We start from the raw sequence: 13,647 nt of genomic DNA, 5'->3' as shown, positions 1-13,647 counted from the left end.
ACGCAAGGACACCGGCTGATGCCCGCGTGGGCCGGCCCGGTCACCCGCTACGTGGCCGAAGGACTGCTGACCACCGTGACCCTCGCCGCGGTGAGCGTGGTCGTGAGCGTGCTGCTCGGCACGGCGCTCGGGGCGCTGCTCACCCTGCCGAGCAGGCCGGTACGGATCGTCGTACGGGCCCATGTCGAGATCTGGCGCGGACTGCCGATCATCGTCACGCTGTTCTTCATCTTCTTCGTGCTGCCGGTCATCGGGCTCGGCTTCGGCACCTTCGTCGCCGCCGCGATCGGGCTGTGCCTGTGGGGAAGCGCCAACGTGGCCGAGATCGTGCGCGGCGCGGTGCAGTCGGTGCCGCGCGGGCAGGCCGACGCCGCCGCGGCGCTCGGCTTCCCGTGGCCGGGGCGGATGCGCCATGTCATCTTCCCGCAGGCGGCGCGGCGGGTCCTTCCCCCGCTCGTCGGCTTGGTGGTCAACCTCGTCCAGCAGACCTCGCTGGCCGCCGTCATCGGCCTGCTCGACGTCCTTCAGGCATCCCAGCGCTCGATCGAGCGGCTCACCCTGTCCAGCGGTGAGACGCACGCGGTGCCCATCCTCGGCTCGGTCCTCGCCGTCTTCTTCGTCATCTGCCTGCCGCTCACGATCCTGTCGCGCCGGCTGGAACGGCGGCTGCACTGAGGTTCACTGCATGCCGGTTCAGTGCATGCCGGTTCACTGCATGCCGGTTCACTGCATGCCGGTTCACTGCATCCCGAGCCGGGCCAGGGGTTCGACGAGTTCCCTCTCCTCGTACGCCAGGTGGGAGAGCAGGGTGTCGGTGAGCAGGTCGACGGCGGCCCGCAGGCCGGACATGTCGCCGGGTGCCGCCACGAACGCGACCAGCGCACGGTCCACTCCCTCGAGGACCTCATGGATGATCTCGTGCTCCTCCTGCAGGCGGTCGACGACCGGCGCGAGGCGGGGCTCGGAGCTCCGCAGGTGCGGGAACAGAGCCTGGTCCTCCAGGGTGTGGTGCGTGGTGACGACCCGGCAGTAGGACTCGCAGTACGTCCCGAGCGTCCAGTTGTTCTGGCGCATCGTCATGGTGTTGATGTGCGATCGCGCGAGTCCGGGATCCATCGACCCGGCGGCGACCTGCTCGATGAGATCGCGCACCTGCGCGAGCTCGGCGCGGAGGTGGTCATGGACGTCGATGAGATGCCGGCCCGACGCCAGCTCGTGGGGCGTGTAGGTCCGGTCGGGGTCCGGCGGCGGGCCGGTCGGCCGCTCGGTCTCGTCCCAGACCCGGACGCCGCTGAGCCGGACCCCGTCGTCCGGGGTGGGGGTCACGGTGAACGCGCTCGTCATCACCCGGGGGGTTCTCCGCTCCGCGGTCGTGGCCCGGCCGGCGCCCTCACGACGGACGGGCTCCGTGGGCGCAGGCACGGCACGCCCGTCAAGGGCGTCGGGCGCGGCAGGTGCGGCCGGTGCGGCAGGTGCGGCCGTCCGGGCGCGTTCGGTGGCGACGAGTTCCCGGACGTGCGGTGCCACCTCCGCGGCGAAGCGGCGTACGGCGTCGTCGGAGTCGGCCATCAGGACGTAGCCGCTCACGCCCTGGGTGAGGGTGAGCTCGGCGAGCTGCTCCGCCCACACCCTGGGCGGTCCCTGCAGGAAGCCGCCGCCGTTTCCGGTGAACGTTCCGACGATGTTGTAGAGACGGCGCACCGCCCCCGGCGGGCGGCCTGCGGCGGCCGCCGCCTCGTCGATGACGCGGTTCGACTCCGGCAGCCGATCCGGGGGTACGTACGGCGAGCTGGGCAGCCAGCCGTCGGCGACGCGTCCGGTCAGCCGCAGCATGCGCGGTTTGATGGCGCCGATCCAGATGCCGATGTCGTGTACCGGGAAGGGCCCGGGTTCGGTGCCCGCGAGCTCGTAGTGCTCGCCGCCGAGCCGCACGCCGCCACCCGGCGCCCAGAGCGCCCGGATGACCTGGACGGCCTCGTCCAGCGCCGCGACCGATTCGGCGGGCGTCCGCCTCGGGCCGCCCATGCCGGCGATGGCGTCGGCGAACCCGCCGGCCCCGAGGCCCAGTTCCACGCGCCCACCGCTGAGGATGTCCAGGCTCGCCGCGCTGCGGGCGAGTACCGCCGGCGGCCGCAACGGCAGGTTCGCCACGTTGGGGAACACGCGCACCCGTGAGGTGCGGGCGGCGATGACCGACAGCAGCGTCCACGCGTCGAGGAACGCAGGCTGGTACGGGTGGTCCTGGACGCTGACCAGGTCGAGCCCGGCCTGCTCGGTCAGCCGTGCCAGCTCGATCACGCGCTCGGCCTGCCCGGCCGCCGGTGTCAGGAACGTGCCGAACAGCAGGTCGTGACCGTAGTCGGCCATAAGGTGCCCCCTTCGCGAAGCAATGCTGCTCGCAAGATGTTATGTCAGAAATAAGGTTTGTCGCACATAAGATCGGTGGCACCACATGTGAGTTATGCTTCGTCCATGGCGTCTTCGCAGCCCGACACCGGTGGCCAGGGGGAGCACCCGCCCGCCACGGGCCTGGACGCCGACCTGGGCTGGGCGCTGGGTGTCGTCTTCCGCTCCTACGTCAAGGCCGTCGACGCGGTGCTCAGCGATCTGCCGGGAGGCCCCCGGGGCTACCAGCTGCTGGCCTCCGCCGTGCACAACCTCGCCGGCAACCAGGGGTTGCTCGCTCAACAGCTCGGCATCGACCGGACCGTCCTGACCTACCTCATCGATGATTTCGAGGAGCTGGGCCTGGTCGAGCGGCGTCCCGATCCCGCCGACCGGCGTAGCCGCCGGGTCATCGCCACCGACAAGGGGCGGGCCCTGTGCTCACAGCGGCAGGAGGCTCTGCGGCATGTCGAGCAGCATCTTCTGGCCACGCTGGGCGATGACGGACCGGCCTTCCGCGCGCTACTGCGGCGGCTCGCGGCCCACGCCGACGAACTCGACCCGGTCACCAGCGCCTGTGAGGTCATCGAAGAGCTGAAGCCCGCCGACGGCACCGGCGCGCCCCGCTCGCGGACCGGCCGGAGCCGCTGAACGGCGCCGGGCCCCGTGACCTCCGCACCACCGCTCAGCGCACCGCCTGCTCAGCGGACCGCCGCTCAATGCACCGTCGGCTCAGCGCACCGCCGGTAGACCGGCCGCGACCACGGTGAGCATCCGCCGTAGCGTCGGCAGGAACGCGGGGCAGGCCGCGGCGAGGTCCGGATCCTGCGCGTAGACCTCGGTCATCGTCGCCGAGGGGTGGGCCGCCGGATAGACGGCCTGGGCCACCGCGCCGGCCGCCGCGACCAGCTCGAACCCCTCGCTCTCGGTGAGCCCGCCGTGCGCCTCGGCGACCCGGGCCCCGAGGTCGGCGAGGACGTCGATCGTGGCCCGCTTGAAGGCACGGGCGGCCGGGACCGAGACGTTGTGCTCCAGGCTGGTGGACAGCTGGCTGAGCAGATCGCAGAACAGCGGCCGCGCCGCGAGCGTCTCCGCCAGCGCGTCGATGACGTCGTCCGGCCCGGTGGCGTCGCGCAGGCGCTCGGTCACCGCGTCACCCCAGTCCCGCCAGCCCTCGGCGGTGAGCTCCAGGTAGATCTCCTCGCGGGTCCCGAAGTAGCGCACCACATTCGACTTCGCCAGCCCCACGGCGGCCGCCACGCCACCGAGGCTGACGTTGCGCACGCCGGACTCGAGGGCGAGCTCGCGCGCTGCGGCGAGGATCGCCTCACGCCGCTGCCGCTTGTGCTCCGGCCGCCTGGCCCGGACGAATCCCGAATGCGCCATGTCCCCGTCAGCATACGACCTTAGGAATCGAACGATTCTCACCGCTCATCAGCCCGATGATGCTAGAGGGATGGGATCAGTCCCACCAGAACGACTCACGGTTCTGCATCAAGCGCGGCTGGGGACCTTCTCCGTGGGGATCTAACGGGTCCCGATCGGCAGCAGATATCGCTGGCGTCCGCTACGTTCCGCCGGGTGGTGAGCCACAGGACGCGCGCCGGCCGGTTCGATCAGCCGTCGCGCTGCCTCGTTACTTCTGTCGAGTTCGATTACCGCTTCGGTGATGCCGTTGGCTCTCGCAAAGGGGAGCGCCGCCGTGAGCAGTGCGTGTCCGTGGCCTTCACGGCGCGCGGATGGGCGCACCGTCACCCACAGCTGACTTCCGCTCTCGCCGAGCGAGCTCGTTGCGGGGTAGTGCCGGACCGATACCCGGCCGAGGTAGTGGCGACGTTCGGGCAGGTCGGCCACGTACCACCAGACAGTAGGACGCAAAGGCTCCGTGCCCGGCCGGAGCGCCGTCCCCTCGACCAGTCCCTCCACGTAGCTGTCCACACAATCAGCAGTCCGCAGGTCAGCCAGAGTCAGTCCGTCGGCGTCCGGCTTGCCGTCGGTGGCGTGGTGTTCGGCCATCGCTTCCAGGAATGTGGCTCGTAGCGCCGCGTCGGGCCGGCTCAAGAACGCCGCCGTCTGGAGCGTGGACGCCTTCGCGGTGGTCGTCATGTCGTCAGCATTTCATCGGTTGGACGTGTCGAACAGGCGAACTCACGGGAGTGCACAACCGGTCTGCAATCGCCTTGGTGATCGGCAATCCGGTAGCGATCTCCACGAAGCCGTACATTCCGAGCGGGTTGCACTCCAAGAACACCCAGTTACCGGAAGCGTCGATGATGAAGTCGAACGCGCCGTACTCCAAGCCGAAGCGGTTCATGTAGAGCAGGATCGCCCTGTGCACCGAGGGCGGCACGTCGATGACGCTGTACGTCACGTCGAGGTTCGCTCGCCAGTCGATGCGGTCCGCACCGGAAATAGTGACCGCGAACGCTTCGCGGCCGATGAACGTCCCTCGGACGTGCTGACCTCCGATGATCTCCTGGAACATTGATGCCGCTCCCAACTCCAGCGGCAGGTCTGTTCCGTTTACGGGGGTCGCCAAGACCATGTGGCAGTCGTCGGTGCCTTGAGCGTGGAACGCCTTGTACAGCACGTCACGCCGAGCCGCCCAACGCCTGGCCACCTCACCGGACGTAGTGATCAGGGTCGGAGGCACGGGCAATCCGACGTCAACCGCTGTCGTGAGCTGATCGGGCTTGAAGTTGGCCATAGCCACCGCGCCAGGGTGGTTGACCCACCTCACCGGGAGCGAGCGCAGTACGCCATGGAGGGCAGCCGTGTCCTCTCGCGCCGCCCATGCGCGACGGTCGGCGTCCAGGATGGCCGGATGCCCGGCCGGAGGCGTCGGCCAGCGCCATAGCACCGAGACGACATTCTCCAGCCGGGTGGCACGGCGCTCGTCCCGGATGACGTTCTGCCAACGGCCGGCCGTCAGCTCGGCCTCCATGCTGACGAACCCTGCTCCAGGGTCAAGCCGCATGACCCGCTCGCCCCGCTGCACCAGATCCGAGACGACAAGGTCGGCGGTGTGGTCATCGGCATCGGTCACCACGAGCACCGTGCGCACTGTGGATCAGCCTCCGTCGTCGGTCTTGTTGTCGCGGTTCGGGGTGCCATAGGTCACTGAGCACTGACGCATCAGGCCCGGCTGCTGCGCCAGCGGCTGGCCACCGGTCATGTTGAGCTGACTGATCGGGTCGTAAGCGACGCCCGCCAGCGGAGCGGTGAACACCTCCGGCAGGCGCACCTGGTGACTCAGGCCGTACGGATTCATCGGGGAATCTCCTCTCTCCTCCCAAGGGAGGAATCAATCGCGCATCTCAGCGCGACGGGGTTCGTACGGGTGATCTCGTTGAGCTTGCCGCCGATCACCCGGCAGGCGGTCCATTCACCTCGATGGGCGTCAAACACGAACCCCCAGGACGGGTAGCCACTCCGGAACCGGGAGAGGATCTCGGCGACACCTAAGGGGCTGGCACCGGTGAAGGTGCCGTCGCGGTTGCGGGCCATCGGGGCTCCCTGGCTAGGTGACTCGTTCCCTTTTAGAGAACCTGAGCCAGCAGGCCTGTCCCAGGGCAGTCACGAGGCACCAATGGTGCATCTCTGGTGCATCCGCGCTGCATCGTTAATTCACGCCCTACGCTGACGTAGGGAAATAGACACTGCTGGACCTCACACTCGGAGGCGTTCATGGCGGCACGGCGCCGGCCCCGCCTGGCCAAGCGCCGTAGAACGCAGGGGTTCACCCAGGAGTCCCTGGCCGCCGAACTAGGTGCCGACCGGTCCACCATCGCCCGATGGGAGCGCGGGGACTGCGACCCACAGCCGTACTACCGGGCGAAGCTCGTCCATCTCTTGCACGTCACCCCAGAGGAGCTGGACGAGTTACTGACGCCCGAGCCCCTCCATGTGGGCACGCAAGTCTCTGGTTCCCCAAACCTGCTTGAGGGACGTGTTATCGGTCACGCGGTGACCAAACCCGACAGTGTCTTTGATGAACTAGAGGACATGAACCGCCGGGAGTTGCTTCGCCTGCTGAGCCTCGCCGGGACGCTGGTCGCCGTCCCCAACCTGAGCGCGGACGCGCTCACCGGGGACTCCGAGGAGGTCGAGCAGTTCGAGCTGCTGAACTCCCACCTGTGGCAAGTCTTCGCTCTATCACCGTCCAAACGCACCATATATCCGGTGGTGCGTCAGCAACTCGACCTACTGGCCGGCACCCTCAAACAGGCTCATTCACAGGCAGTTCATAGTCGCCTTTGTGTATTGACGGGCGATCTTCTCCAACTCGCCGGAGAGATCCTTTTCGACGCCGACAAATACACTGATGCCGCCCACTGTTACAAGCTCGCCGCAGACGCGAGCAAAGAGGGCAATGGATTTGACCAATGGGCCTGTGCGCTCACACGCCACGCCTACCTCGGCATGTACGAACGGCGGTTCGACGTCGCGATGCCCCTCCTCGAAGGGGCTGCCCGAGTCGCCCAGCGCGGCGACAGCCAACTGTCTACCCGCCATTGGGTAGCTGCCGTGCAGGCAGAAGCACATGCCGGGCTTGGTGACTTCAACGCCTGTCAGCGGGCGCTGGAAACCGCCGAGCAAGTCCAAGCGCTCACCGAGTCCGTCATGCCCGGCGGATGGCTCCGCTTCGACGGAACGCGAATGGCCGAAGAACGAGGCACTTGCTACGCCGCGCTTGGTCGGACTGGCCTGGCGTCTTCAGCGCTGGTCGAAGCCCTCAAGATCACAACGTCGCTGCGTCGCCGTGGCAGCATTCTCACCGACCTCGCGATGCTTGGCGTCCAGGCCAAAGACCTCGACCAGGCTCTCGACTATGGCAACCAGGCCGCCGACCTGGTTGACCAGACCCGATCGTCGGGATACGTCGGCCGCAAGCTCCAGGGACTCCGCGCCGAGCTTGCCCCCATGCTGTCCGACGGTCGAGCGTCGCAGCTCAGCGACCGCATCGCCCAACTGTGAGGAGTGCAATGCAAGCAGACCAGCAGGAAGATCAGGGCCGCACGTTTCGCGAGGCGTGGATAGCTGGTGTTCGCAAGTACTACCCCGGAGAGCCGAAACCGGGTTACGTCGCCCCGTGGGAGGACACCCCCGAATGGGAGCGGCAGGCGGCAAGCGCCGTCTTCGGTCAGGTCGCCGACTTCGTCGCCCTGACTGACGGCGCAACGGGCAAGCTGACACGGGAGCAGAGGGGCCGGTTCGTAGCGCTGTGCTGGCTCGCCCAGATCTACAAGCACTTCGACGACCCCAAACCTTCCTATGTCGCGGATTGGGACGCTATGCCGTCATGGCAACAGGAAACCAACGCCGACATCTTTGCGGCGATCGAAGGCCGTGTCTGACCAGGCGACGTTGAACTCGACGGACAAGGGCCCCCTCTTCGGGAGGGGTTTCTTGTGCATGGGCCGCGCTTACAGTCTTCCGGCCTGTTTCAATAGACTTTCCCGCATGTGGGAAGGCACAACATAGGCCGTTTCTTTATTCAGTTCGTCAGGCTGCGCAAGGACACAGTGTTGACTTTGCCGTCGACACGTGCCAGTTCGGCCCGTATCACAGCCGTCTCGGCGTCCGTCCGAGCCACCAGAATCTGACCGCCCGGCTGACCGCTGGGCCGGACGTTCGGACCGCGGTTCCGCTGACGCATCGGCTGACCTCGCCTCGTGTACTCCCCTGTTTGTATTCGGCAATCAGCGAACTGATCGCTGCCGGAGTGCAACGTACGTGCTTAACGATCATCGGCAACCGCGCCGCGGCATCGGACCGGCCGGAGTTCCCGGCGGAAGCACCCTGCACTCCTGCCCGCACGATCCGACAGGGAGTCGCCACAAGATCAAGGGCCAACTTGTGAGACGAACGACCGAACAGGCCGGGATTCGATGAGGGTCGAGATCGAGAATTAAGAGAACGCCGTTCTCTTGTTAAGGCAACACTGTTCTGTTAACGTCGCGGACTGTACGGGAACGGACGTCCCCAACGGAGGGAACACATGGTCGAGGTGCGCCTGCGGGTGAACGGAGCCATCGAGTCGCTCGACGTGGAGCCGCGGGTCAGCCTGCTCGACGCGCTGCGCGAGCACCTTGGCCTGACCGGCACGAAGAAGGGGTGCGACCAGGGTGCCTGCGGAGCCTGCACGGTGCTGGCCGACGGCGAGCGGATCAACTCGTGCCTGGCCCTGGCCGTGCAGTACGCGGACCGCGAGATCACCACTGTCGAGGGGATCGCGACCGGCGGGCGCCCACACCCGCTGCAGACGGCGTTCATCGCCAACGACGGCTTCCAGTGCGGCTACTGCACCTCGGGCCAGCTCTGCTCCGCGATCGGCATGCTCGCCGAGCACGGCGCGGGAGCGCCGAGCGCCGTGACCGAGCACCTCTCCACCACCGGCATCGAGCTCACCGACGCGGAGATCAGGGAACGCATGAGCGGCAACCTGTGCCGCTGCGGTGCCTACAACGGGATCGTCGGCGCCATCCGCGACGTGGCGGACACGGAGCCCGTGCGATCCGAGCCCGTGCGATCCGAGCCCGTGCGATCGGAGCCGGTGCGATGAGGTCCTTCTCGTACGTGAGCGCGCCCGACGTCGCAGCGGCGGTCCGCGCGATCGGCAGCGAGCCCGGCGCGAAGTTCATCGGCGGCGGGACGAATCTGGTCGACCTGATGCGCGAGGGCATCGAGCGGCCCGAGACGGTCGTCGACATCACCGCGCTTCCGCTGGCCGAGATCGAGGAAGCGGCCGGCGGCGGGGTGCGGATCGGAGCACTCGTCCGCAACAGCGGGCTCGCCGCGCACCCGCTCATCCGGACCCGCTACCCGATGCTCTCCCAGGCCGTCCTCACCGGCGCCTCGGCACAGTTGCGGAACATGGCCACGGTCGGCGGGAACCTGCTGCAACGCACCCGCTGCGTCTACTTCTACGACGGCGCCGCGGCCTGCAACAAACGCGAACCGGGCAGCGGCTGCGACGCGATCGGCGGCTTCACCCGAAACCACGGAATCCTCGGCGTGAGCGACGACTGCGTCGCCACGCACCCCTCGGACATGTGCGTCGCGCTGGCCGCGCTCGACGCCACCGTGGAGGTGCAGAGCGTGCGCGGCGTCCGGCGCGTGCCGCTCGCCGACCTCCACCTTCTGCCCGGCCGCACGCCGCACATCGAGACGACGCTGGCCGCCGACGAGCTGATCACGGCGGTCGAGCTGCCGGCGTCGGCCGTCGCGGCGACCTCCCGCTATCGCAAGGTGCGCGACCGGGCGTCGTACGCCTTCGCGCTGGTCTCGGTCGCCGCCGCGCTGAACGTCAGGGACGGCGTGGTGACGGAGGTCCGGCTGGCGCTCGGCGGGGTGGCCGCGAAGCCGTGGCGGGCCCATGAGGCGGAACGGATCCTGGTCGGCGCACCGGCGACCGAGGACTCGTTCCGCAGGGCCGCCGCTGCGGAGCTCGCGGCCGCGACGGCCCTGCCGCACAACGCCTTCAAGATCGAACTCGCGCAGCGCACGATCGTGTCCACGCTGCGGCAGTTGCTCGCCGAAGGGGGTGCGGCATGACCGGCACGCGGACCCAGAGCCCGTCCCGGCCCGAGACGGCAGGTCCCGTCGTCGGCCGGCCGGTCGACCGGCTCGACGGCACCCCCAAGACCACCGGCGCGGCGCGCTATTCGGCCGAGTATCCCTACCCCGGCATCGCGTACGCCGCGCTCGTGCACGCGACGATCGCGCGGGGCCGCATCACCGGCATCGACACCGCGAGCGCGTCCGCCGTCGCGGGCGTGCTCACCGTGATCACTCATGAGAACGCGCCGGCGATGAAGCCACCGCCGAAGGTGAGCATGCTCAATCTGAGCTCGCTCGCCTCGGGGACCTCGGTCAACTACCTCAACACCGACCAGGTGCACTGGAACGGCCAGCCGGTGGCGGTGGTCGTGGCCGAGACCCTCGACGCCGCGCGCGAGGCCGCCGGGCTGGTCCGGGTCGGCTACGAGGAGCTGCCGGCCACGGTCGACTTCGCCGCCGAAGAGCCCAACGCCAAGCCGCAGAAGAGCAACGCCATCCAGTCGGGCGGTGCGAAGAAGGGCGACGCCCAGGCCGCGCTCGCCGCCGCACCCGTGTCGGTGGACCTGCGATTCACCACGCCGCCGCATCACCACAACGCGATCGAACCGCACGCGACGACGGCGGCGTGGGACGGTGACCGGCTGACCGTCCACGAGGGGACGCAGAACATCCCCTGGGTGCGCAGGCACCTCGCGCTGAGGTTCGACGTGCCCGAGAAGGCCGTACGGGTGATCTCGCCGTACGTCGGCGGGGCCTTCGGCGGCAAGACCATGGTCTGGCCGGGCACGATCCTCACGGTGCTGGCGGCACGGGTGACCGGTCGGCCGGTACGGATGATGCTCACCCGCGAGGGGGTCTACCGCACGGTCGGCGGGCGCACGCCCTCGACGCAGCGCATGGCGCTGGGCGCCGACGCCGACGGCCGGCTGACCGCGCTGATCCACACCAGCGTGACGCAGGTCGGGCGGGTCGGCGGGGGCCCCGAGCAGGTGACCTCGCAGTCACGGCACCTCTACGACGCCGCGAACATCCTGGTCCAGCAGAACCAGGTCGAGCTGGACATGCTCTCGAACACGGTCATGCGGGCGCCCGGCGAGTCGATCGGCACGTTCGCGCTGGAGTCCGCGGTCGACGAGCTGGCCGCCGAGCTCGGCCTCGACCCGATCGAGCTGCGGATGCGCAACGAGCCCGCGCGGAATCCGATCGACGGCAAACGGTTCGCCCACCGGATGCTCCGCGAGTCGTACGCGCTCGGCGCGGAGCTGTTCGGCTGGGCCGACCGGACGCCGCGGCCGCGTTCCATGCGGGACGGGCGCTGGCTCGTCGGCATGGGGGTCGCCTCGGCCTATCACCCGTCGTGGCAGCTCCCCGCGAACGTCACCGTGCGGCTGTCGGCCGACGGCACCGTCGTGGTGCGGTGCGGCTTCCACGAGATGGGCATGGGCGCGGCGACGGCGCAGGCGCAGATCGCCGCCGACGCGCTCGGCGTGCCGTTCGAGGCGGTACGGGTGGAGTACGGAGACTCGACCCTGCCCAGCGGCCCCGGCGCGGGCGGGTCGGCGCAGACCGCAAGTGTCGCGAACAGCCTGATCGCCGCCTGCGAGAAGCTGAAGCGGTCGGTCCTCGCCCTGGCCCGGAAGTCGGGCGACTCTCCGCTGCGCGGGCAGCGGCCGCGCGATGTCGAGGCGCGGAACGGCGGGCTCTACCGCATCGGGCGGCCGGAGGGCCACGACCCACGGAAGGGCGAGAGCTACCCGACCATCCTGAGCCGGGCCGGCCGGAGCGAGGTCGAGGCGGCCGTCGGCTCCGACACGCGGCTCGGTGAGCTGACCGGGCAGCTCCGGTTCATGTCGAAGTTCATGCTCGACCGGCGGCGCTGGGTCAAGGCCGCCTGCGGCGCGCAGTTCTGCGAGGTCCGCGTCGACGCCGACACCGGCGAGATACGGGTGTCCCGCTGGGTCGGGGTGTTCGACGTCGGCCGGGTGATCAACGCGAAGACGGCGAGCAGCCAGCTCCGCGGCGGCGTCGTCATGGGGATCGGCATGGCGCTCTCGGAGGAGACGCTCGTCGACCCGCGAACCGGCCGGATCATGAACCCCGGCCTGGCGGAGTACCACGTCCCGGTGCACGCCGACATCCCGCCGATCGACGTCCGCTATCTCGACGACCCCGACCCGACCATGCCCCTGGGCCTGATCGGCGTCGGCGAGGTGGGCATCACCGGTGTCGCCGGCGCGATCGCGAACGCGGTGCACCACGCGACCGGCAAGCGGGTCCGCGACCTGCCCATCACCCTGGACAAGCTGCTGTGAGGCGACCCCCGAGAGCGGCGGCGCGCTCAGCCGCCGGGCCGCAGCGGGCCGTCGGATGCCGGACCCATTCGGGTGCCTCTGCGCACACGTCCAGCAGTGTGTCGGCAGCGGTGTCCCAGCGTTTGGCCTCGCAGTTGGCCAGCGCTACGTTCAGCATGTGGCGGCAGCGAACCGCCAACGGTGTGCTGACCGGGAGTCTGGTCTCGGCGATGAGCTCAAGGGCCTGGCCGACGTCTCCGAATGCCAGGTGGATTTCGATGGCCGTCTTACGGGCTGTAGTGGGCCCGAACAACGTCTGGTGCCTGGCCCGGTAGCGCTGCGCTTGGGACGGCAGACGGGGAGATCAGGCAGGAGGCATCTGCTGGAGCCCTCAACTCCGTCTACGCTCCGAGCGTGGCGTACGAAATGTGGTGGGCTGGCAATTTCCGAGCCGTGCCTATCGATCCATCGCTTCCACCCAGCTACTCGAATACGAAGCTGATCGAGCTAGATCATCCTCCAGTTGCGCATGCCGTCCCCAAAGGCTCAGGCACACCTGAGTGTGGAAGTTCGTCCCGCCTCGTGACCTACCACGAGCCCTGGCCCGACCCGATCCCTGAGGGTTGGGAACGGTGCTCGACTTGTCTCGCCAAACACCCGGTGTGATCGCGATCAAACAGTGACAGCACCGATGACGCAACAGCCGACCCGTCGAAGGTTCCACCGCAGGTCACCGACGTGATTACGAGCACATACCCAGGTCAACGATCAGGCAGGGCTAACAACACCCAGATCTACGAGGACATCCATTTAGAGGCGGCAGATCTAGTCACCGGAAATTCCCCAGAACACTATCTCGTGAGGTTGGCCGTCCTTGTAAAGCACCAGGTAGCAGCCGCAACTCTCCTCGTTGATCAAGTCCCACACGTCGTTTTCGGCACGTTCGAAGTCTGCTCGCGTAGGTTGATCGATGCCGAAGACTTCAATCGCGTCTTCGATCGATGGAGGGCTGAGCGTCCCGAAATCTGGCTCTTCCCCTGGGGCCAGGGCGACCTCGGCGTCGATCACGCAATGAGCGCCGAACTCCTCTGTGGTGTTCGGCTGCCAGAAGCTATCCAGGGAAGACGGCCTCGGATGTTCAGGTATCCCGTTCTTGCCGTAAGGCCAGTAGTAGTCCTGATCTTCGAACGCTTGCTGCCGAGCGTGTTCGAGTGCAGCCGAGATGCCATCCTGATAGGGACTGAATGCTGTCCATGCAGAGCTTCCCATCGGGCAGCCTCCGTGACTCAAGATGAAGCAGGTCAGGCAAGGGTACAGACCGACCACAAACGGGCACCGAGTGGAAGGGGCCCAGGCACGCGGTAATAGGCGAGCAGATGCCCGTGCCACAAACGTGCCAGTCAGGGCT

Annotated in this window: 14 protein-coding genes; 7 read left to right on the top strand and 7 right to left on the bottom strand. The window is 68.3% G+C overall.

The window, feature by feature from the left end; genetic code table 11:
• The first annotated feature begins 18 nt into the window (after window positions 1-18).
• The gene (locus HKK74_RS25045) at window positions 19-675 is read left to right on the top strand and encodes an amino acid ABC transporter permease (RefSeq protein ID WP_187245797.1); all 657 of its coding nucleotides are present in this window, start codon (window positions 19-21) and stop codon (window positions 673-675) included.
• Between the two features lie 63 nt (window positions 676-738).
• Here HKK74_RS25045 and HKK74_RS25040 read toward each other — a convergent pair whose 3' ends face one another.
• Window positions 739-2,367 carry an LLM class flavin-dependent oxidoreductase gene (locus HKK74_RS25040; protein ID WP_187245796.1) on the bottom strand — a complete coding sequence of 543 codons (1,629 nt, stop codon included), beginning with the start codon at window positions 2,365-2,367 and terminating at the stop codon, window positions 739-741.
• Between the two features lie 105 nt (window positions 2,368-2,472).
• Here HKK74_RS25040 and HKK74_RS25035 point away from each other — a divergent pair, with 105 nt between their 5' ends.
• Window positions 2,473-3,036: a MarR family winged helix-turn-helix transcriptional regulator gene (locus HKK74_RS25035; protein WP_187245795.1), complete on the top strand. Its 564-nt coding sequence runs from the start codon at window positions 2,473-2,475 to the stop codon at window positions 3,034-3,036.
• Between the two features lie 81 nt (window positions 3,037-3,117).
• Here the strand turns inward: HKK74_RS25035 and HKK74_RS25030 are convergent, their stop codons facing one another.
• From HKK74_RS25030 to HKK74_RS25010, 5 genes are all read right to left on the bottom strand, one after another.
• Window positions 3,118-3,771 (bottom strand): TetR/AcrR family transcriptional regulator, encoded by a 654-nt coding sequence (locus HKK74_RS25030; protein ID WP_187245794.1) that lies wholly within the window; start codon window positions 3,769-3,771, stop codon window positions 3,118-3,120.
• A 141-nt stretch (window positions 3,772-3,912) separates the two neighbouring features.
• A complete protein-coding gene (locus HKK74_RS25025) occupies window positions 3,913-4,491 on the bottom strand; it encodes a GNAT family N-acetyltransferase (protein WP_187245793.1) in 579 nt (192 codons plus the stop codon).
• Window positions 4,492-4,495: 4 nt separating this feature from the next.
• Window positions 4,496-5,431, bottom strand: a complete 936-nt coding sequence (locus HKK74_RS25020; protein ID WP_187245792.1) for an MvdC/MvdD family ATP grasp protein — start codon at window positions 5,429-5,431, stop codon at window positions 4,496-4,498.
• A 24-nt stretch (window positions 5,432-5,455) separates the two neighbouring features.
• A complete protein-coding gene (locus tag HKK74_RS25015) occupies window positions 5,456-5,656 on the bottom strand; it encodes a hypothetical protein (protein WP_187245791.1) in 201 nt (66 codons plus the stop codon).
• Window positions 5,653-5,892: a hypothetical protein gene (locus HKK74_RS25010; protein WP_187245790.1), complete on the bottom strand. Its 240-nt coding sequence runs from the start codon at window positions 5,890-5,892 to the stop codon at window positions 5,653-5,655. Before HKK74_RS25010 ends, HKK74_RS25015 begins: the two co-directional genes overlap by 4 nt.
• Before the next feature lie 180 nt (window positions 5,893-6,072).
• Here HKK74_RS25010 and HKK74_RS25005 point away from each other — a divergent pair, with 180 nt between their 5' ends.
• The 5 genes from HKK74_RS25005 (at window position 6,073) to HKK74_RS24985 (ending at window position 12,260) form a co-directional block, all read left to right on the top strand.
• Entirely contained in the window at window positions 6,073-7,362 is a 1,290-nt protein-coding gene (locus HKK74_RS25005; protein WP_187245789.1) for a helix-turn-helix transcriptional regulator, read from the top strand.
• 8 nt (window positions 7,363-7,370) lie between these two features.
• Window positions 7,371-7,742: a hypothetical protein gene (locus tag HKK74_RS25000; protein ID WP_187245788.1), complete on the top strand. Its 372-nt coding sequence runs from the start codon at window positions 7,371-7,373 to the stop codon at window positions 7,740-7,742.
• A 644-nt stretch (window positions 7,743-8,386) separates the two neighbouring features.
• Window positions 8,387-8,950, top strand: a complete 564-nt coding sequence (locus HKK74_RS24995) for a (2Fe-2S)-binding protein (protein WP_187245787.1) — start codon at window positions 8,387-8,389, stop codon at window positions 8,948-8,950.
• Entirely contained in the window at window positions 8,947-9,942 is a 996-nt protein-coding gene (locus tag HKK74_RS24990; protein ID WP_187245786.1) for an FAD binding domain-containing protein, read from the top strand. Before HKK74_RS24995 ends, HKK74_RS24990 begins: the two co-directional genes overlap by 4 nt.
• On the top strand, window positions 9,939-12,260 hold the full coding sequence (locus HKK74_RS24985; RefSeq protein ID WP_187245785.1) for a xanthine dehydrogenase family protein molybdopterin-binding subunit: 2,322 nt from the start codon (window positions 9,939-9,941) through the stop codon (window positions 12,258-12,260). The genes HKK74_RS24990 and HKK74_RS24985 overlap by 4 nt, the downstream gene beginning before the upstream one ends.
• An 804-nt stretch (window positions 12,261-13,064) precedes the next feature.
• Here HKK74_RS24985 and HKK74_RS24980 read toward each other — a convergent pair.
• On the bottom strand, window positions 13,065-13,508 hold the full coding sequence (locus HKK74_RS24980) for a hypothetical protein (protein ID WP_187245784.1): 444 nt from the start codon (window positions 13,506-13,508) through the stop codon (window positions 13,065-13,067).
• Window positions 13,509-13,647: the final 139 nt, after the last annotated feature.

The sequence above is a fragment of the Actinomadura alba genome (assembly GCF_014323705.1).
Taxonomy (GTDB): Bacteria; Actinomycetota; Actinomycetes; order Streptosporangiales; family Streptosporangiaceae; genus Actinomadura_C; species Actinomadura_C alba.
Note: the sequence above shows the minus strand (reverse complement) of the source record. Positions and strands in the feature narration are given on the sequence as shown.